Source organism: Sinimarinibacterium thermocellulolyticum, assembly GCF_040327995.1.
Lineage (GTDB): Bacteria > Pseudomonadota > Gammaproteobacteria > Nevskiales > Nevskiaceae > Solimonas > Solimonas thermocellulolyticum.
The window spans coordinates 187,340-207,051 of the sequence record NZ_JBEPIJ010000002.1 but is presented as its reverse complement, the minus strand read 5'-3'; the positions used below and the strand labels follow the sequence as shown (position 1 = coordinate 207,051).

Annotated in this window: 18 protein-coding genes and 2 rRNA genes; 5 read left to right on the top strand and 15 right to left on the bottom strand. The window is 65.1% G+C overall.

Translation table 11 applies throughout. The features are described 5' to 3' along the window. Nucleotides 1-110 precede the first annotated feature (110 nt). Nucleotides 111-1,121 carry a hydrolase gene (locus tag ABSH63_RS02820; protein WP_352887245.1) on the bottom strand — a complete coding sequence of 337 codons (1,011 nt, stop codon included), beginning with the start codon at nucleotides 1,119-1,121 and terminating at the stop codon, nucleotides 111-113. Nucleotides 1,122-1,210: 89 nt separating this feature from the next. Between ABSH63_RS02820 and ABSH63_RS02815 the strand changes: the two genes are divergently transcribed. Next, nucleotides 1,211-1,762, top strand: a complete 552-nt coding sequence (locus tag ABSH63_RS02815) for a glutathione peroxidase (RefSeq protein WP_352887243.1) — start codon at nucleotides 1,211-1,213, stop codon at nucleotides 1,760-1,762. 19 nt (nucleotides 1,763-1,781) lie between these two features. Further along, nucleotides 1,782-3,029, top strand: coding sequence for a GGDEF domain-containing protein (locus ABSH63_RS02810; RefSeq protein ID WP_352887242.1), 1,248 nt, complete (start codon nucleotides 1,782-1,784; stop codon nucleotides 3,027-3,029). Here the strand turns inward: ABSH63_RS02810 and ABSH63_RS02805 are convergent. From ABSH63_RS02805 to ABSH63_RS02775, 7 genes are all read right to left on the bottom strand, one after another. Beyond that, nucleotides 2,995-5,490, bottom strand: a complete 2,496-nt coding sequence (locus ABSH63_RS02805) for a xanthine dehydrogenase family protein molybdopterin-binding subunit (protein WP_352887240.1) — start codon at nucleotides 5,488-5,490, stop codon at nucleotides 2,995-2,997. The two genes, ABSH63_RS02810 and ABSH63_RS02805, sit on opposite strands and share 35 nt — an antisense overlap. Beyond that, the gene (locus ABSH63_RS02800; protein ID WP_352887239.1) at nucleotides 5,454-5,774 is read right to left on the bottom strand and encodes a hypothetical protein; all 321 of its coding nucleotides are present in this window, start codon (nucleotides 5,772-5,774) and stop codon (nucleotides 5,454-5,456) included. The genes ABSH63_RS02805 and ABSH63_RS02800 overlap by 37 nt, the downstream gene beginning before the upstream one ends. After that, nucleotides 5,767-6,264 carry a (2Fe-2S)-binding protein gene (locus tag ABSH63_RS02795; protein ID WP_352887236.1) on the bottom strand — a complete coding sequence of 166 codons (498 nt, stop codon included), beginning with the start codon at nucleotides 6,262-6,264 and terminating at the stop codon, nucleotides 5,767-5,769. The genes ABSH63_RS02800 and ABSH63_RS02795 overlap by 8 nt, the downstream gene beginning before the upstream one ends. 70 nt (nucleotides 6,265-6,334) lie before the next feature. Continuing rightward, on the bottom strand, nucleotides 6,335-7,204 hold the full coding sequence (locus tag ABSH63_RS02790; RefSeq protein ID WP_352887234.1) for an FAD binding domain-containing protein: 870 nt from the start codon (nucleotides 7,202-7,204) through the stop codon (nucleotides 6,335-6,337). Continuing rightward, a complete protein-coding gene (locus ABSH63_RS02785; protein WP_352887232.1) occupies nucleotides 7,201-7,938 on the bottom strand; it encodes an SRPBCC family protein in 738 nt (245 codons plus the stop codon). The genes ABSH63_RS02790 and ABSH63_RS02785 overlap by 4 nt, the downstream gene beginning before the upstream one ends. Nucleotides 7,939-8,079: 141 nt before the next feature. Further along, nucleotides 8,080-9,060 carry a tRNA dihydrouridine synthase DusB gene (gene dusB / locus ABSH63_RS02780; RefSeq protein ID WP_352887231.1) on the bottom strand — a complete coding sequence of 327 codons (981 nt, stop codon included), beginning with the start codon at nucleotides 9,058-9,060 and terminating at the stop codon, nucleotides 8,080-8,082. A gap of 28 nt (nucleotides 9,061-9,088) precedes the next feature. Further along, nucleotides 9,089-10,057: an MBL fold metallo-hydrolase gene (locus ABSH63_RS02775; protein WP_352887378.1), complete on the bottom strand. Its 969-nt coding sequence runs from the start codon at nucleotides 10,055-10,057 to the stop codon at nucleotides 9,089-9,091. Between the two features lie 103 nt (nucleotides 10,058-10,160). Between ABSH63_RS02775 and ABSH63_RS02770 the strand changes: the two genes are divergently transcribed. Further along, entirely contained in the window at nucleotides 10,161-10,868 is a 708-nt protein-coding gene (locus ABSH63_RS02770; protein ID WP_352887230.1) for an esterase/lipase family protein, read from the top strand. Nucleotides 10,869-10,932: 64 nt separating this feature from the next. Here the strand turns inward: ABSH63_RS02770 and rpoZ are convergent, their stop codons facing one another. The 4 genes from rpoZ to ABSH63_RS02750 form a co-directional block, all read right to left on the bottom strand. Beyond that, the gene (gene rpoZ / locus ABSH63_RS02765) at nucleotides 10,933-11,196 is read right to left on the bottom strand and encodes a DNA-directed RNA polymerase subunit omega (protein WP_352887228.1); all 264 of its coding nucleotides are present in this window, start codon (nucleotides 11,194-11,196) and stop codon (nucleotides 10,933-10,935) included. A gap of 57 nt (nucleotides 11,197-11,253) precedes the next feature. After that, on the bottom strand, nucleotides 11,254-11,916 hold the full coding sequence (gene gmk / locus ABSH63_RS02760; protein WP_352887227.1) for a guanylate kinase: 663 nt from the start codon (nucleotides 11,914-11,916) through the stop codon (nucleotides 11,254-11,256). A 4-nt stretch (nucleotides 11,917-11,920) separates the two neighbouring features. Continuing rightward, entirely contained in the window at nucleotides 11,921-12,787 is an 867-nt protein-coding gene (locus tag ABSH63_RS02755; RefSeq protein WP_352887225.1) for a YicC/YloC family endoribonuclease, read from the bottom strand. A 232-nt stretch (nucleotides 12,788-13,019) separates the two neighbouring features. Beyond that, nucleotides 13,020-13,196, bottom strand: coding sequence for a hypothetical protein (locus ABSH63_RS02750; protein WP_352887224.1), 177 nt, complete (start codon nucleotides 13,194-13,196; stop codon nucleotides 13,020-13,022). 156 nt (nucleotides 13,197-13,352) lie between these two features. On the opposite strand from ABSH63_RS02750, the gene ABSH63_RS02745 reads away from it, so the two are divergent. After that, a complete protein-coding gene (locus ABSH63_RS02745; protein WP_352887223.1) occupies nucleotides 13,353-14,144 on the top strand; it encodes a glutaminyl-peptide cyclotransferase in 792 nt (263 codons plus the stop codon). Nucleotides 14,145-14,252: 108 nt separating this feature from the next. After that, nucleotides 14,253-15,461: an acyl-CoA dehydrogenase family protein gene (locus tag ABSH63_RS02740; protein ID WP_352887222.1), complete on the top strand. Its 1,209-nt coding sequence runs from the start codon at nucleotides 14,253-14,255 to the stop codon at nucleotides 15,459-15,461. A 15-nt stretch (nucleotides 15,462-15,476) separates the two neighbouring features. Here ABSH63_RS02740 and ABSH63_RS02735 read toward each other — a convergent pair whose 3' ends face one another. The 3 genes from ABSH63_RS02735 to ABSH63_RS02725 form a co-directional block, all read right to left on the bottom strand. Further along, a complete protein-coding gene (locus tag ABSH63_RS02735; protein WP_352887220.1) occupies nucleotides 15,477-16,328 on the bottom strand; it encodes a DUF4382 domain-containing protein in 852 nt (283 codons plus the stop codon). Between the two features lie 184 nt (nucleotides 16,329-16,512). After that, a 5S ribosomal RNA gene (gene rrf, locus ABSH63_RS02730) occupies nucleotides 16,513-16,627 on the bottom strand. A 111-nt stretch (nucleotides 16,628-16,738) separates the two neighbouring features. Continuing rightward, nucleotides 16,739-19,593 (bottom strand): 23S ribosomal RNA (locus tag ABSH63_RS02725). Nucleotides 19,594-19,712 lie beyond the last annotated feature (119 nt).

The window sequence follows — 19,712 nt, the reverse complement described above, 5'->3', positions numbered from 1 at the left end:
CAGGAAGCGCAGGCCGCTGCCGAGACTGGATAGGCGGCCAGACTCGCACGGCGCGTGCCGCGCGTCGGGGAATGCCGGACAGACGGTCCGCCCGACGCGCCGAGCGCGCTTCAGCACGCAACCGTGCGGTCGAGAAAGTCGGCCAGATGCGGCTCCAGCCAGCAGTAGGGCCGTCCGTGCGCATCGGCGGCGATGAAACCCACATGCCCGCCGCGACGCGACACCTCCAGCGTGACCGGCGGCGCCAGCGCGCTCGCCCGCGGCAGCACCGCGGGCGTCATGAACGGATCGTCACGCGCATTGACGATCAGCGTCGGCCGGCGGATGGCGCCGACGAAGCCGCCGCACTCGCAGCGCTCGTAGTAGTCGCGCGCATCGCGAAATCCGTTCAGCGGCGCGGTGTAGCGGTCGTCGAACTCGATGAAGTCGCGCGCGGCGAGCACCGCGTCCATGTCCACCGGGGCCGGCACCGCGGCGTGCTTGCGCGCGACGATGGCCTTGAGATCGCGCAGCAGGCGCGCCTGATACAGGCGCGCCGTACCGCGGCGCAGCTTCTCGGCGCACGGCAGGAGCCGGAACGGGGCGCAGGCCGCGGCCGCAGCCTCCACCGGCGCGGTCGTGCCCTCCTCGCCGAGGGCCTTGAGCAGCACATTGGCGCCCAGCGACCATCCGGCCGCCGCCAGGCGCACGCCGGGGTCTCGCTGCCGCAGCACGCGCCACAGGTGACGCAGATCGCCGGTATCGCCGTGGTGGTAGCAGCGCGCGTGGCGATTGGGTTCGTCGCCGCCGCCGCGCAGTTGCAGGATGACCACGCGCCAGCCGCGTGCGATCAGCTCGCGCGCGGTACCGCGCAGATACTTGGACTGAAAACCGCCGGTGAGGCCGTGGACCAGCACCGCGAGACGCGAGCCCCGTGCCGGTCCGGCCCAGGCCAGATCGACGAAATCGCCGTCCGGCAGTTCCAGGCGCTCGCGGCGCAGCGCAAGCTTCGGCGTCGGCCGCAACAGCGCCGGCACCATGGTCTGCGCATGCGGCCCGCGCAACAGGGGGTGCGGTTCGAAGTCGCTGACGAGGATACGTCCGTGTGACGAGCGCTCGTACATGCCCGAATCGCGGTTCAAGGCCAGGGCGACAGCATAGTCTGGAACGCCGCTGCAACCGCTGCGGCCGAGTCAGCGTAACATGGCCCCAGAACACAGGAGGTCGATTCATGCCACGTCGGATGCCGTCCCTGCTCGCCGCGCTGTTGCTGACACCCGCCGCCGTGCACGCCGCCTGCGACAGCCCGCTACTCGACACCACGGCCAAGCGCCTGGTCGGCCCCGAGGAGTCGCTATGCCAGTACGCGGGCAAGGCCGTGCTGGTCGTCAACACCGCGAGCGCTTGCGGCTTCACGCCGCAGTACGAAGGGCTCGAAGCGCTGTGGAGACGCTATCGCGACGACGGCCTGGTCGTGCTCGGCTTTCCGTCGGACCAGTTCGGCGGGCAGGAACCCGGCAGCGATGCCGAGATCGCCGAGTTCTGCAAGCTCAACTACGGGGTCAGCTTCCCGATGTATACCAAGTCCTCGGTCAAGGGCGAGGATGCGATACCCCTGTACCGCGGCCTGATCGACGCCACCGGCGAGGCCCCGAAGTGGAACTTCCACAAGTATCTGATCGCCCCCGACGGCAAGACCGTGCAGGCTTTCGACAGTCGCGTGACACCCGACAGCAACCAACTGCGCGGCGCCATCGAGGCGGCACTGACGACGGCACGCTGAACTCCGAGACCACCCGGTCGTGTCGCATTGGCGCGAACGGCTGCGCCGCAACCGGCACCGCGCCGATGCGGACGCCGCCGAGTTGCTGCCGGTACGCGCCGCGACCGAGCACCGCCTGCTGCTGAGCCGCGTCTCGCGCGGCGAATCGCGGCTGTTGCGCTTTCCGGTGGACCTCGAAGCCGCGTTCAAGGCCTATTCGCGCGAGCAGGCGGCGCCGGCGCGGATCACGACGACGCTGATCACCGCGCTACTGTTTCTCGGCGCGCCGCTGTGGAGCGCGTCCATGCTCGGCGTACCCGAGTCCACGCGCACGCTGACGCTGTGGATCAGCGTGCTCGCCCTCGCCCCGGCCTTCGCCATCGTGACCGCGCTGATTTACCTGTGGCCGCGCAACGTGATGGTGGAGAACGTCTTCATCGCGGCCTTCCTGCTCGAAGCGGTCGCGATCGAAGTGCTGCGTCACGACGCGGTGCTGGCCGGCTATAGGGTGACGCCGGTGATCTCGGTCGCGGTGCCGGTCGCCGCGCTGGCGCTGGCACGGCTGTCGCTGTTGCGCAGCCTGGTGTTCGTGGCGCTCTACGTCGTCATACTCGTCGCCGGGGATCGCCTGGCGACGGCCGCGCCCTGGGCGCGCACACCGACCGAGACGCTGACGATCGCGATCCTGCTCAGCGTGGCGCTGGTCTCCAGCGCCTTTGCGCAGCACACGCGCCGTCAGAACTGGGCGCTGCTGCAGCTCATGCGCGCCGGTGCGCTGGTGGATTTTCTCACCGGCCTGGCGAACCGCAGCGCCTACGAAGCCCACGTCGAGCGCTGGACGCGCCTGGGCCGGCGCGAGGGCAAGCCCTACACCATGGCCGTGGTCGATCTCGACTACTTCAAGCGCATCAATGACCGCTACGGCCATCAGCACGGTGACGGCGTGTTGCGCGAAGTGGCGCTGACGCTCGAGCAGTTCGCACGACGTCCGGGCGACCTCGCCGCACGCGTCGGCGGCGAGGAATTCGTGCTGTTCCTCTATGGCTGCGACCGCGACGCCGCCGCGCGGCGCCTCGAACGGCTACGCGCCACCATCGAGGCACTGGGCCTGGAAAACGTGGACAGCCCGCACGCCGTAGTCACCGCCAGCATCGGCGCAGTGACGATCACACGGCCCGAGCCGGTGTCGGCGAGCTACGAGAAAGCCGACCAGGCCCTGTATCAGGCCAAGCGCGCGGGCCGCAACCGCGTCGTCATCCACGACCCTGCGCAGACGCCGCCGAACTGACGCGCTTGCCGCTGAGCTTGGCGCTGCCGAAGATGCCCATCTTGCATTTGCCGGTCAGCGTGTCGCCGTCGACCGTCGCTTCGTACTTCAGGGTGATCGACATCGGCTTGGTGACCTTGAGGTCCCACTTCAGGTGGTTGCCGTCGACGGTACCGGTGAAGTGCGCCTCATCCATGTTCATGATGAACACGCCGGTGAGCCTGTCGCCGTCGGTGCTGAGCCTGCCGTTGAAGGCCTGCGGCCCCATCGGCGTCGACAGCACGAAGGTCCAGTCGCCGTCGATCGTCGCCGCCGCCGCGGATACGACCGGCTCCTGCGGCGCGGATGGCGTCGCTTCGTTGCGCGCGGGCTCGGCGGCCGCGCCCGCGGATTGGTCTGCCGGCGGCGGTGTGGACGCCTCGGCAGGCTTCGCGCGTTCGGCGATTTCGCGGCGCCCCTCGATGTGCGCGAGCAGGCGCGCCGGCGTCAGCGGCAGTTCGAGCGCGATCTCGCCGAACGGAATCAGCGCGTCGGCGATCGCATTGACCAGCGTCGGTGGTCCGACGATGCAACCGCCCTCGCCGACGCCGCGAAAGCCGCCTTCGGCCTGCGACGGCATCGAGGCGTCGTGGTGGTATTCGAAGTCCGGCACGTCGAAGATCGTCGGCAGCAGATAGTCCTTGTAGGTCGCCGCGGTCGGGTTGCCGCGCGCGTCGAACGAGACTTCCTCCAGCAGCACACTACCGATCGCCTGCGCCAGCCCGCCGGCGATCTGGCCCTCGACCACGGCCGGATTGATCAGCACGCCGCAATCCTCGCTGGTCACCCAGCGCTTGATCTGGACGAAGCCGGTCTGCGCATCGACCTCGACGATGCACGCGTGCGCGGCACTGGTCATCGTGATCGGCGGCGGGCGATAGCGGTACTGCACTTCGAGACCCGCCTCGCCGTCCGGCATGCGATCGGGATCGCCGTAGGCGATGTCGGCGAGATCGCGCAGGCTCACCGTCTGCGGCCTGTCGCCGAGGACATGCAGCATGCCCTCGCGCAACTCGATGTCTTCGGTGCGCGCACCGAGGATGTGCGCCGCGGCGCGCTTGATCCGTTCGAGCAGCAGCTCGGCCGCGCGGATGCAGGCGCCGCCGCCGGCCACTGCCTGACGGCTGCCATAGGCGCCAGAGCCGTAACCGCCGCGCGAGCTGTCGTCCTCGTAGACGCTGACGTGCTCATAGGGAACGCCCAGGCGGTCGGCGATGACCTGCGCCATGGTGGTCTGCGTGCCGTGTCCCTGCGAATGCGTGGACACGACCGCGGTGATCATACCGGTCGGCTCCACGCGGATGTGCGCGGACTCACTCATCAGCACGGCGACGCCGGTGCTGCCGGCGGTCGGCTCGATGTAAGTGGCCACGCCCAGACCGAGATAGCGGCCCTGCTCGCGCGCCTTTGCCTGCTCGGCGCGAAACGCGGCAACGTCGATCTTGCTCACCAGCACGTCGAGACATTCCGCCGGACTGATGTCGGTGAGTTCCAGACCCATCGGCGTGGTCCACGGCAGATCGGTTCTGCGGATCAGGTTGCGCCGCCGGATCTCGATCGGATCGATGCCGATCTGGCGCGCCGCGCGATCGAGCAGCACCTCGCGCGCCAGCGACTCGATCGCCCAGGGGCCACGGTAGGCCGCGAGCCCGACGGTGTTGGTGAACCAGCCGCGCGAGTAAAAGTCGAACTTGGGCAGCTTGTGCGCGCCCCACAGGAACATCATCACCGCGATGTTGCTGTCGGCGCCCTGCGGCCAGGCACCGTTGTTGAGGTGGTACTCGGCATGCGAGGCCAAGAGCCGGCCGTCATGGTCGAAGGCGGCGCGCACCCGGATCTGCTGCTCGCGCGCCTGGTTGGCGGCGGTGAGATTCTCCAGACGATCCTCGATCCACTTGAGCGGGCGCCTCAGATGCATCGCCGCCAGCACCACCGCGACCTCCTCGCGCCACGGCTGACCCTTGAGGCCGAAGGAGCCGCCGACGTCCTTGGCGATCACGCGGATCGCCGTGCGCGGTAGCCCCAAGGCTTCGGCAAACCAGCGCGCATTGAGCTGCGGACCCTGGCAGGACAGATAGATCGTCAACTCGCCGTTGCCCTGCGGCGCGACGACGACGCCGCGCGTCTCCATCGGCGACTGCGAGATACGCTGGTGCTCGAACGCCAGCGTGACCAGATGCGGCGCGGCGGCAAGTGTGGCTTCGAGTTCCTCGTCGCCGTCCTCGTTGCCGGTGGCGGCGCAAACGTTGGAGTCGGTGTCCGGATGCACCAGCGGCCCAGTCTTCGCATCGTCGATCGTGACCACCGGATCTTCCTCGTCGTAGTCGACGACGATCAGACCCGCGGCGTCCTCGGCGATGTAGCGATCCTGGGCGACGACCATGGCCACCGGATCGCCCACATACGTCACGCGGCCGCTGGCCAGCACCGGCACCGGCACCACCGGCTTGGCCAGGAAAAACTCAGCATGTCGACCTTGTAGCCGGCGAGATCCTCCGCGGTCAGCACCGCGTGGACGCCGGGCAGCGCGCGTGCCGCCGACAGGTCGATGGCCTTGATGCGGCCGCGGGCGATCGGGCTGCGATGGAAGGCAACCTGCAACATGCCCGGCACGCCGACGTCGTCGACATAGGTGCCGCGCCCGGTGAGCAGGCGCGCATCTTCCTTGCGCGGCACGCGCTGGCCGATGTAGCGACCGGTCATGGTTGCCGTACGGGCGTCATCCATGAGCCTGCTCCGGTGACGATGGCGCGATCCCGCAGAGTCTCAGCGCGGCGCGGCGGATGCCCTGGTAGCCGGTGCAGCGGCAGATGTGCCCCGACAGCGCATTCATCACTTGCGCCGGCTCGGGCCGGGTCGCTCCGGCGGTCAGTGCCGCCAGGGTCATGACGATGCCCGGCGTGCAGAACCCGCACTGCAGGCCGTACTCGTCGCGCAGCGCCTGCTGCACCGGATGCAGCGTGCCGTCGGCATCGGCGAGACCTTCCACCGTGGTGATGCGCGTGCCGTCGGCCTGCACCGCGAGCATCAGGCAGGAACGCACCGCCGCACCGTCGACGATGACCGTGCAGGCGCCGCAGACCCCGTGCTCGCAACCGACGTGCACGCCCGTGCAGCCGGCCACACCGCGCAGAAAATCACTGAGCGTGAGCCGTCCCTCGACGGTGGCATGTTGCGTGCGGCCATTGATGTGGACCTGGATGTCGTGCCGACTCATGACGCCGCTCCCACTGTGCCACCGCGCTGGGCGAGCTTCGATCGTGTGCGGTGACGGACCTGCCCCCGGCTCATGCGGCCTTCCTCAATGCCAGGGCATCGCGCAGCGCATCGGCGAAGACGTATCGGCCGACGGTACGACGGTACTCGGCAGTGGCGTGCAGATCGTCGAAGGGCGCGGTGTCGGCCACGGCGAGCTCGGCAAGCCCCTGCACGTCGAGACCATCGATGCGCTGGCCGAGCAGCGCCGCTTCGACCCGTCGCGCCTTGATCGGCGTCGGCCCCATGCCGAACCAGGCGATGCCGGCGCGCTCGATACGGCCGTCCCGCACCGTCAGCGCACCCGTCAGACCGACGAGCGCGAAATCGCCGGGGCGCATCGCCACCTCGCGGAACAGTGGAAGTGTTCCCTCCGCCCACTGCGGGACCTCGATCGCCGTCAGCAACTCGTCCGACTCCAGCGCCGTGGCATAGGGCCCGAGGTAGAAATCCTCGGCCCTGATCGTGCGCGTGCCGCGCACCGAGCAGAGCTGCACGCTGGCGCCGAGCGCGACCGCAGTGGCCGGCAGCTCTGCGGCCGGCTCGCCGAGCGCAATCGAACCGCCGATGGTGCCGCGATTGCGCGTCTGGTGATGGCCGACATGCCGCGTCGCCTGCACGATCAGCGGCTGCACGCGATTGAGCGTGGCATCGGCGATCGCCTGGTTCTGCCGCGTGACCGGACCGATGTGGGTCACGCCGCCGTCCTCGCGCACGCCCTTGAGCGCGTCGATACGGTTGATGTCGACCAGGATGAATGGCTGGCTCATGCGCAGCGCCAGCAGCGGCATCAGCGTCTGACCGCCGGCAAGCACCGTCGCGCCACCGCCGGCATCGGCCAGCAGCTGACAGGCCTCGTCGACGGTCGTTGGCGCGTAGTAATCGAACGGCGCCGGCTTCACGGCCGCTCCTCGGACAACAGGCGGGCGAGCAGCTTGGCGTCGAGGGTGACGACGGGCGCCGCGCTACGGCGTCCGTACTCGAAACCGAGCAGGCCGACGATGACCAGCAGCAGGCCGATGGCAATGCCCGCCCACTCCGAGGCGACGCCTTCGGCGCCGACGCCGCGTCCGAAGACGTAGCCGAGCAGCGCGGCGACGACGATGCCGAGCAGCCAGGCCATCGGCGCGGCGCGCGCGCTCGCCGCCGCGTGAACCGGCGCAGCACCGGCCGCAGCCGGCGCCGCGGCCGGCTTCTCCGGCGCGAGCACCTTGGCGAAGCCGCCAAAGAAGCGTGCGGCAAGCTGCTTGGCGGTGGCGTCCATGATCGGGCCGCCGAGCTGGGCCAGACGTCCGCTGACCTTGGCATCGACGTCGTAGCTGAGCACGGTCGCACCGCCGTCGTCCCTGAGCTGCACCTTGGCGATACTCTTGACCGAACCGACGGTGCCGCCGTGCCCCTCGATGATCAAGGTGTAGGCATTCGGCGCATCGACATCGGCGAGCTCGACTGCGCCATCGAAGCGCGCGCCGATCGGACCGATCTTGATCTCGACCGTCGCGACCATGCGCGTGTCCGATTCCTTGCTCAGCGACTGGCAGCCGGGGATGCAGCGCCTGAGCACGTCGGGATCGTTGAGTGCCTTCCAGACCTCATCGCGCGACGCGGCGATCCGCTGCTCTCCGGACATCTTCATCGACTGGCTCCTCGTGGACCCGGGCGATGCGGTGCTGCGCGGCGGCAGCACGATCGCCCGAATCTTTTGAGCTTATCGGCGGGCGACCGGACGACAAGGGTCTTGCGCGAAATGTCGATGCCGAACCGGGCGGCGGAATGCTCAGGCAGCGCACTGCGGCGCGGGCGCTTCGAAGAAGGCGGCGACCGCGGCGCGCTGATCCGCCGCATCGGTCAGACGATTGACCGCCTGCCAGAACACCTCGCTGCCGGGGTGATCGCGGCAGTACCACTGGATATGCTTGCGCGCGACGCGCACGCCGCGGCCCTCGCCGTAGAAGGCGTACAAGGCGTCGAGATGTTCGAGCAGCCAGCGCCGCACTTCGAAACGGGTCGGTGCGGCGAGCAGCTCGCCGGTGCGCAGGTAGTGGCCGATCTCGCGGAACAGCCACGGCCTGCCCTGTGCGGCGCGGCCGATCATGACGGCGTCGGCGCCGGTCGCCTGCAGGATCGCGCGCGCACGCTGGGGCGAGTCGATGTCGCCGTTGACGATCACCGGTATGCGCAGCGCCTGCTTGATCGCCGCACAGGTGTCGTGTTCGGCGTTGCCCGTGAACTGCTGATCGCGCGTGCGCCCGTGCACCGCGAGCGCGCGGATACCGCAGTCCTCGGCGATGCGCGCGATGCGCAGTCCGTTGCGCTGCGTCGGCGAGTAGCCGGTGCGAATCTTCAGCGTCACCGGCACGTTGACCGCGCGCACCACGGTCTGGCAGATGCGCGCGACCAGGCCCTCATCGCGCAGCAGCGCCGAACCGGCATCGACGCGGCAGACCTTCTTCGCCGGACAGCCCATGTTGATGTCGATGATCTGCGCGCCGTGCTCGACGTTGAAGCGTGCCGCGTCCGCCATCTGCTGCGGATCGTAGCCGGCGATCTGCACCGAGATCGGTCCGGGCTCACCGGCGTGGTCGCGGCGCAGGCGAGACTTGTCGGTGTGCCAGAGACTGGCGTCCGAGGTGGTCATCTCCGACACCGCGAGGCCGGCACCGAGGTGCCGGCACAGTTGCCGGAACGGCCGGTCGGTGACACCGGCCATCGGCGCCAGCACCAGCGGCGGGTCGATCAGGAAGGGGCCGATCTGCATCGGCGTATTGTCGCCTGATCCGCCGACGCTATGCCGGGTGGCCGCGATGCAGCGCCTCGTCGTGTCGCGCCGGCGGCAGGCGCTGCATCACGCGACGATCGTGCGCGGGCACGATCACGAGCTGCGGCATCGCGCGCTGCAGCAGATGCAGGCGCACCAGCACCTCGCGCACGCGCGCGTCGTCGCCGTCGACCAGCTTGCGCAGCAGCCACGGACGCTCGGCGGGCAGGTCCACACCTTCGCGCTGCCAGGCCAGATCGCCGATCAGCGCGTAGCTGCGGCCATCGGGTGCATGGATGAAGGCGATCGTCGAACCCGGCGTGTGCCCGCCTGCCGGCACGAGCACCACCGAACCGTCGCCGAACACGTCATGACTCGCATCGAAACCCCAGTACGGCGGGCCATCGAAGGCGTAGATCCGGTAATCGCGCTCACCGAGTTCACGCGCGAGCCGCGTCGCCGGGTGACCACTGCGGATGAAGTCGAGCTCCGCCTGATTGATCCACACCGGAACGCCCGGCAGATCGTCGAGTCCGGACACGTGATCCCAGTGCGCATGGGTCAGCACCACACCGTCGATCGATGCGGGCGCGATGCTGGCATCGACGAGCTGATCGACGACCGGGGCTTGCAACTCGACCGCCGACAGCAACCGCATCAGCCACGGAATCGTGCGCAGATGTTCATGCAGCCTGCGACCAAAGCCGGCGTCGAACAGCAGCGTCCCCTGCGGATGCTCGACGATCACTACGTCCATGCCGAATACGCGCTCGCCGGCATCGCCGCCGCGATAGGCGAACAGGCCGCGCGAACGCATCAATCCGGTGTGCAACACGCCGACGCGCATCGTCGGCGGCGGCTGCGGCGGGATCATCAGCGACAAGGTCAGCGGTGCGCTCGGCGACAGCGGCAGCGTGCGCGGCGCGAAACTCCACACCAGCGCACCGATGCCGATGCCGACGGCCACCACCAGAATCCAGGAAACGGCGCGCATCATCGGGTTCACGTCACGGCCGGGGTTGGTGCGGCCACGCTAGCGACGCGCCGCCGGCCGCGCAAGCACGGCGGCATAATGCGGCGTCCACACCGCCGTTGCGCCGATGAGCACGACCACTGCCGAGAATGTCCGCGCGCCTTCCGCGCGCCTGTTGCTACTCGAAGCGCGTGCCGCGTATGAGTTTGCGCTCGCACCGCTGCGGCTGCGCGGCCTCCACCGGCGCTTGCCGGCCGGAGACGGCCATGCGCTGATCGTCGTGCCCGGCTTCGGCGCCGGGGATGCCGCCACTGCCCCGCTGCGCCGTGTGCTGCGCGCGCTCAACTACGCCGCCTATGGCTGGGGACTGGGTGTCAATCTCGGTATGCGGCCTACGATCAAGGACTCCCTCAACGCCCGGCTCGCCGAGCTGCATGAGCGACACGGTCCGGTGAGCCTGATCGGCTGGAGTCTGGGCGGTGTGTTCGTGCGTGAACTCGCACGGCATCATCCGCAGCGCGTGCGCCGCGTGTTCACGCTCGGCAGTCCGATCAACCTGCGCCCCGATGCCAACAACATGATGGCGATGTTCCGGCTGGTGAATGCCGGCCGGCCGGTGAATCTCGATCTCGACGGCTTCCTGCGCCGCATCACGCCGCCGCCGGTGCCGTGCACCGCGATCTACACGCGCGAGGACGGCATCGTCGCCTGGCCGTGCTGCCTGGAACCCGAGACCGATCACACCGAGAACGTCGAGGTGCGCGGCTCGCACATGGGCCTGCCGTGCAATCCGCAAGTGATCCGCGCGATCGCCGAACGCCTCGCGCGCCCGTAAACGACGAAGCTTCTAACGACGAAGCCCGCCTTGCGGCGGGCTCGGCGCGACGTGCAGTCGCAGCTCAGGCGTCGAATGACGGGTCGAGGGCTTCGAGCTCCATCTTCGGCTGCTGCACCGCCGGCAGATCGACCTCGTCGAGGACCCCGCGGTCGATGTAGCCCTCGGCGATCTCGCGCAGCGACAACACCGTCGACTTGTGGTTGCCCCAGGGCAGATGCGCGTCGGCACCGCGGGCGAGCTGGCGCGCACGTTTGGCAGCCACCAGGGTCAGGTCGAACTGGTTGGGGATCTTCTGGAGACAGTCTTCTACGGTGACGCGAGCCATGATTTCACCAGATTCGGGTAACCCCCACGGACCGGGGTCCTTTCGGGGCCGCGCAGTTTAGCGGACTGGTGATGAATTCGCCAGCAACTCGCGGATCAAATGCGCGTGCCGCGCCGCCTGCAGCGGACGCCGCAGGTGCGGTGACAGGAACACTGCCGTGAGCGCCTCCAGCGCCCGGTCGAAGTCGTCATTGACGATCAGATGATCGTACTCGTCGTAGTGCGACATCTCGCGTTGCGCATCGCCCATGCGCCGGGCAATGGTCGCGTCATCATCCTGGCTGCGGGCGCGCAGACGCCGCTCCAGTTCGGCCAAGGACGGCGGCAGGATGAACACCGAGCACGACTCTGGCATCACCCGCCGGACCTGACGCGCCCCCTGCCAGTCGATGTCGAGAATCACGTCAAAACCTTGATCGAGCAGCGCCTGCGTGCGTGCGCGTCCGGTACCATAACGACGCCCGAAGACCTGCGCATGCTCGAGAAACGCGTCGGCGGCGATCATCTCCAAGAAGCGCGGCTCGTCGATGAAGTGATAGTGCTCGCCGTCGACCTCGCCGCTACGCGGCGCCCGCGTCGTGTAAGACACCGAGATGCACGCGCGCACGCCATGGGCCGCCAGCCGCGGCAGCAGCGCGCGGGTGAGGCTGGTCTTGCCGCCGCCACTGGGCGCCGAGACGATCGTCAGACGGCCGGGAATCGGGTTCGGGTCGGTCGCCATCGCTTCACTCGATGTTCTGCACCTGCTCCCGCATCTGCTCGATGATCACCTTCATGTCGACCGCGCAGCGCGTCATCTGGGCGTCCTGCGACTTCGACGCGGTGGTGTTCGCCTCACGATTGAGTTCCTGCATCAGGAAGTCGAGGCGCCGGCCCACGGCCTCGTCGCGATCGAGAACCTGACGCACCTCGATCAGGTGGCTCGCGAGCCGCGACATTTCCTCTTCGACGTCGAGCCGCTGCGCAGCCAGCACGATCTCCTGCGCGAGTCGCTGCGCATCGACTTCTACGCCAAGATCGCGACAGCGCTGCTGCAGGCGTTCGAGCCACTGCTCGCGGACCTCCGGTTGTCGCGCCCGGATCTGCGCAACCAGATCGGCAAGCGCCTCACAGCGTTCGACCAGGAACTGCGACAGGCGCGCCCCCTCGCTCTCGCGCGCGGCGGTGAACTGGCCGATGGCTTCGTCGAACAGACTGCGCGCCTGCGTCAGCAGCGGCGCGAAATCGGATTGCGCTTCGCGTATCACACCGGGAAACGCGAGTAGCCGCGTCGGCTCGGGCGCCGTGGTCGCACCGAAGGCAAGGTTCACCTCGTCGAGCGCCTGCTTGAGTTGCTGCAGCCGCTGCGCGTCGAGTTCGATGCGCTCGGTACCCGCCGCCTCGCGCTGGTAGCGCAGCGCACATTCGATCTTGCCGCGCGAGATGCGCGCACCGGCGACACCGCGCAGCTCGGCTTCGAGCGCGCGGAACTCATCCGGCAGGCGGAACTGCACGTCGAGATAGCGGTGATTGACCGAGCGCAGCTCCCAAGTCATGCGCCCCCAGTCCCCCACACGCTCCACGCGTGCGTAACCGGTCATGCTTTTGATCATCGTGACATCCTCAACCCGGCGCGGCATTGTAGCCGCAGGCTTGCGGATACCCGAGCGATGGAATCACGTCACGCGAATAATGCGCCGGAAAAAAGCGCGGCTACTCGACCGGATCGCGTAGCCGCGGCGCAAAGCTCAAGCGTTCGCTGTCGGCGCTTCAAAGGTCGGGCGGCGAGCAACCGTCACCTTGCGTGCGGTTCGAAGCGGACCGCCCGTGCGGTTCACAGCCCGCTCACTTCTTCGCCGCGGCCTTGGCCTTCTTCACGACCTTCTTGGCAGCCTTCTTGACGGTCTTGACGGCCTTCTTCACCGCCTTTTTCACGGCAGCCTTCTTGGCGACCTTCCTCGTCGCTTTTTTCGCAGCCTTCTTCGCCGGCTTTTTCGCAGCAGCAGCCTTCTTCATCGCCATCACACATCCTCCGTGCTTCAGTGGTCGCGGAACACTCCGCGCGGTTTTGGAAACGCACGATGCATTTCCACGGTGTGAATTTTTACCGAATAAAAAAAATTAATGCAACGCCTTTGTATTCGAGCACAATGAAGCTCGCCCGCTCGGAGCAGCGCCATGCAACGACTTCCGATCACGATCGCATTCATCACTTGCTCGCTTCTCGCATGCGCATGCGCAGCGAAAGACGACGTTGCGTCGTTGTCGTGGCGCATCACGGCGACGCTCGCGCACGGAACGGATCACTTCACTCAAGGCCTCGTCGTTCACGACGATGTGCTGATCGAATCGAGCGGTCTGTATGGCCGATCTCGACTAATGATCAAGTCGAAGCGCACCGGCGAGGTGTTGCGCTCACGCGCGCTGCCGGCGAACTGGTTTGCCGAGGGGGCGACCGTCTGGCGCGGCAAGATCGTGATGCTGACCTGGCGTGAGCGAATCGCGCAGTGGTTCGATCTGGATCTTAAGCCGCTGTCGCGTATGACCTATGGCGGCGAAGGCTGGGGCATCACTCACGATGGCACGCACCTGATCACCAGCGATGGGAGCGCGACACTGCGCTTTCGCCGTGCGGAAGATTTCTCAGTGATACATGAGCGCGAGGTACGCGACGCAAATCACGCGTTGCGCGGCCTCAACGAGTTGGAGTATGCGCGTGGACTGATCTACGCCAACGTGTGGCAAACCGATCGCATCGCCGTGATCGATCCACTCACGGGCAACGTCTGCGCGTGGCTCGATCTGCAGGCGCTGAAGCTGCACTTCGACAAGCCCGCCAACTGGAACGCGCGCGAGCATGTGCTCAACGGCATCGCCTACGATGCTGCGAGCGACCGCTTCTACGTCACCGGCAAGAACTGGCCGGCGCTGTTCGAGCTCGAGGTCGAACCCGCCGACTGCGGCCGTTGAATATAGGTAATCATCCGTTCCATTCGGCCGCTTGACAGCGGCTCCGACTTGCCGGTCCGTGCGCCGCTGAGGATAGAATCGGCGAAGACACGATCGAGGAAAGTGGAAATGATCATTACCCACGAGCACCTGGAGCTGTATCGCACGACCAAGAAGTTCGTCGAGGATGAGATCAATCCCCATGTGGAAGAGTGGGAAGCCGCAGGTATCTGGCCCGCCCGCGAGGTGCTCAAGAAGATGGGCGATCTCGGCCTGCTCGGTGTGACCAAGCCAGTCGAGTTCGGCGGCATGGGGCTCGATTACAGCTACGAGGTGATGTTTGCGCAGGCGCTCGGCAACTGCAGCTGCGGCGGCATTCCCATGGGTATCGGCGTGCAGACCGACATGGCCACACCCGCGCTCGCACGTTTCGGTTCGGCTGAGCTCAAGCGTGAGTATCTGGCACCCGCGATTGCCGGCGATGTCTGCGTGTCCATCGCGGTGTCCGAGGCCGGCGCCGGATCCGACGTCGCTGGAATCAAGACCCAGGCACGTAAAGTCGGCGGCGACTACGTCATCAACGGCTCAAAGATGTGGATCACCAACGGCACGCAGTCGGACTGGGCGTGCATGCTGGTCAACACCTCCGAGGGCAAGCCGCATCTGAACAAGAGCCTGCTCATCGTTCCGATGGATGCGAAGGGCATAGACCGTCGCACCAAGCTCGACAAGCTGGGTATGCGTGCCTCCGATACGGCCATGATCTTCCTCGACAACGTGCGTGTGCCGCAGCGCAACCTCATCGGTCAGGAGGGCATGGGGTTCGTTTATCAGATGATGCAGTTCCAGGAGGAGCGGCTGTTCGGTGCCGCGAGCGGCATCGATGGTCTGCTCAACCTAATCCAACAGACCATCGACTACACCGGTCAGCGCCAGGCCTTCGGTCAGTCGATCCTCGACAACCAATACGTACACTTCCGCCTCGCCGAGCTGCGCACAGAAGTCGAGGCGGTCAAAGCCCTGGTCTACCAGACGACGCAGGAGTACATCAGCGGCAAACACACGCCGGAGCACATCGCGATGCTCGCGTCGATGTGCAAGCTCAAGATCGGGCGCGTCTCGCGCGAGGTGACGGACGCACTGATGCAGTTCTGGGGCGGCCAGGGGTACATGTGGGCGAATCCCGTCGCGCGCGCCTATCGCGACACCCGCCTGGTGTCGATCGGCGGCGGCGCCGACGAGATCATGCTCGGCATCATCTGCAAGGCGATGGGCATCCTGCCGAGCAAACGAAAGCTCGACGCGCGCAAGGCGGCGCAGGCGCAAGCCGCGGCTTGACGCCGCGTACAACCTCTACTGGAAGTTCACCGTCTCACGCCTGCCGGCGCGAAGCTCGACCTCGCGCACGCGCACGAACTCGGTGCCGTCATCGCGGTCGGCATCGTCGCTGCCCGCGTCGCAGGTCAGCGCCAGGGTGTAGTCGCCTGCCTCCAAGAAGCCGACGGTGTAGCGGCGCTCGCCGCTGCCTGCTTCAGTGAAAACGATCGCCGAACTCAGCGGCTCGTCATCGGTGCCGCCGACATCGTCGGGCTGGACGTCGTGCCCTGCGTAGACATAGACCGCCGGCACACAGGGCGGCTGCAGCAGTGCGCCCGCAATCGTGCCGGATACGCTGTGCGCGTTCTCGTCGAGGATGAAGCGCAGATTCGGCCGGAACTCCACTCTTGAGTCGTCGACGATGACCAGTGAACGCCGCAGATCGAAGTCGACCGTTGCCGCAACCGATTCTTTTGCCTCGACCGAGAAATCGGCGGACACACGCAGATCGTCGGCGAACCGCTCTGGCACGAACAGCGGTAGGCGGCGGCCATCGATCAGTTGGACGTAGGATGTCAGCTGCGTCTGTCCGCCGTCGATCGCGAACTCGATCGCCCGATAGTCCGCAGCCGGCAGTGGGCGATCCTCAACCAGCACCTCACTAAGCTCGCCGGTCAAACGCGACAGATCGACGCGCACCGGTGTGTTGAACTCGACGATGTGGCGCGTGCCGTCGTCGCGCTCGAAGGCCACCGATCTGAACTGCACGACGACCTCCTCCGCGAAATCGATCGGCGCATCCGTGACCGAGAGCGTGATACGGCCACTGTCGCAAGCTGTTAGCAGGGCCACTCCGCCGCACAGGAGCAGCGAACGGGAAAGTTTCATCGGCTCGATATCCGACAGGTGTGAATCCGGCTGAACCACGCGGCCGGATGAACGCGGGGCGACTCCGGTCGCCAGCCAGTCATTATCGTGCCTGGTTGCGACTTGACCAGCGGCAAGAGCCGAAAGTGCCGTACGCCGAAAACGAAAACCCCGGAGCCGAAGCTCCGGGGTCCTACGATTAAAACCCTGGCAGTGTCCTACTTTCACATGGCAGCTGCCACACTATCATCGGCGCTGAGTCGTTTCACTTCCGTGTTCGGGATGGGAACGGGTGGTTCCAACTCGCTATGGCCGCCAGGGAGACCGGCTGGCAAAGCGCGAGTGTCGCGCTTCGCCGAATTTGGTTTGTAGTTTGAACACTGAAACACTCAATGCCTCAGCACTCAACGTCAAAAATGCTTGAGCGTTATATGGTCAAGCCGCACGAGCAATTAGTACGCGTTAGCTACATGCATTACTGCACTTCCACACCGCGCCTATCAACCTTGTCGTCTACAAGGGCTCTTTAGGAGGCTTACGCCTCGCGAGATCTCATCTTGGGGTGGGCTTCCCGCTTAGATGCTTTCAGCGGTTATCCCGTCCGTACATAGCTACCCAGCGATGCCACTGGCGTGACAACTGGAACACCAGAGGTACGTTCCACCCGGTCCTCTCGTACTAAGGTGAACTCCCCTCAAATCTCGAACGCCCACGGCAGATAGGGACCGAACTGTCTCACGACGTTCTGAACCCAGCTCGCGTACCTCTTTAACCGGCGAACAGCCGGACCCTTGGGACCGACTACAGCCCCAGGATGAGATGAGCCGACATCGAGGTGCCAAACACTGCCGTCGATATGGACTCTTGGGCAGTATCAGCCTGTTATCCCCGGAGTACCTTTTATCCGTTGAGCGATGGCCCTTCCATACAGAACCACCGGATCACTTAGACCTACTTTCGTACCTGCTCGACTTGTTTGTCTCGCAGTCAAGCTAGCTTATGCCTATGCACTCAAGAGCGCGATTTCCGACCGCGCTGAGCTAACCTTCGCACTCCTCCGTTACGCTTTGGGAGGAGACCGCCCCAGTCAAACTACCCGCCACACATTGTCCCTGTCCCGGATCACGGGACGAGGTTAGAACTTCGAGTTTATCAGGGTGGTATTTCAAGGTTGCCTCCATGCCAGCTGGCGCCGGCACTTCAAAGGCTCCCACCTATCCTACACAAACAAACTCAAAATCCAATGTGAAGTTGTAGTAAAGGTTCACGGGGTCTTTCCGTCTTGCCGCGGGAACACTGCATCGTCACAGCGATTTCAATTTCACTGAGCCTCGGATGGAGACAGTGGAGCCATCGTTACACCATTCGTGCAGGTCGGAACTTACCCGACAAGGAATTTCGCTACCTTAGGACCGTTATAGTTACGGCCGCCGTTTACCGGGGCTTCGATCAAGAGCTTCGCTTTCGCTGACCCCATCAATTAACCTTCCGGCACCGGGCAGGTGTCAGACCCTATACGTCCACTTTCGTGTTTGCAGAGTCCTGTGTTTTTGATAAACAGTCTCAGCTCCCTCTTCACTGCGGCCTGCTCGCGCAGGCGTGCCTTCTCCCGAAGTTACTGCACTATTTTGCCGAGTTCCTTCATCCGAGTTGTCTCAAACGCCTGAGGATACTCTCCTCGCCCACCTGTGTCGGTTTCGGGTACGGATCACTTATGCCTGAAGCTTAGAGGCTTTTCTTGGAAGCGGGGTATCAGGTACTTCGTCGCCGAAGCGACTCGTCATCACCTTTCAGAATTGACCCCCCGGATTTGCCTAAGGGATCTTCCTACGGGCTTAAACTACCATCCAACAGGCAGCTACCCTAACCTTCTCCGTCACCCCATCGCAGCATAAGCGAGTGCAGGAATATTAGCCTGCTTCCCATCGACTACGCCTTTCGGCCTCGCCTTAGGATCCGACTCACCCAGCGCCGATTACCGTTGCGCTGGAACCCTTGGGCTTACGGCGAACGGGTTTTTCACCCGTATTGTCGTTACTCATGTCAGCATTCGCACTTCCGATACCTCCAGCAGACCTCTCGATCCACCTTCGCAGGCTTACGGAACGCTCCTCTACCGCGCACACAGAGTGTGCACCCACAGCTTCGGTACATCGCTTGAGCCCCGTTACATCTTCCGCGCGGGCCGACTCGACCAGTGAGCTATTACGCTTTCTTTAAATGGTGGCTGCTTCTAAGCCAACATCCTGGCTGTCTTAGCCTTCCCACATCGTTCACCACTTAGCGATGATTTGGGGACCTTAGCTGGTGGTCAGGGCTGTTTCCCTTTTCACGACGGAATTTAGCTCCCGCCGTGTGTCTCCCGTGATTGCACTTGCAGGTATTCGGAGTTTGCAACAGTTGGGTAGGAGCTTGTGCTCCCCCCAGACCGTAACAGTGCTCTACCCCCTACAGTGATACACGAGGCGCTACCTAAATAGCTTTCGAGGAGAACCAGCTATCACCCGCCTTGATTAGCCTTTCACTCCTATCCACAGCTCATCACCGTCTTTTTCAACAGACGTGTGTTCGGACCTCCAAGTGGTGTTACCCACTCTTCATCCTGGCCATGGATAGATCGACGGGTTTCGGGTCTACAGCCTGCAACTAGTCGCCCTATTCAGACTCGGTTTCCCTACGCCTCCCCTATACGGTTAGGCTCGCTACAGACTAGTAAGTCGCTGACCCATTATACAAAAGGTACGCCATCACCCTTTCGGGCTCTGACTGCTTGTACGCATCCGGTTTCAGGTTCTATTTCACTCCCCTCGCCGGGGTTCTTTTCGCCTTTCCCTCACGGTACTGGTTCACTATCGGTCGGCAACGAGTATTTAGCCTTGGAGGATGGTCCCCCCATGTTCAGACAAGGTTTCACGTGCCTCGCCTTACTCGATTTCACTTCCCATGTCCTTTCGCATACGGGGCTATCACCCACTATGGCGAAACTTTCCAGAATCTTCTGCTAGAACATGAAAAGCTTAAGGGCTACTCCGCGTTCGCTCGCCACTACTTACGGAATCTCGGTTGATTTCTTTTCCTCCGGGTACTTAGATGTTTCAGTTCCCCGGGTTCGCCTCTACAGCCTATGGATTCAGCTGCAGATAGCCCTTGCGGGCTGGGTTGCCCCATTCGGAAATCCTCGGATCAAAGCTTGTTTGCCAGCTCCCCGAGGCTTATCGCAGGCTACTACGTCCTTCATCGCCTGTTGCCGCCAAGGCATCCACCAGATGCGCTTGGTCACTTGACCATATAACCTCAAGCATTCTTGTGAAGGCATTCAGTTACATGGACCGCAACCTCAACAACATTTACGCCGTCAAGCACCTTAGGCATTGAGTCTGATTGACTCGCGTCAACCAGTAATGT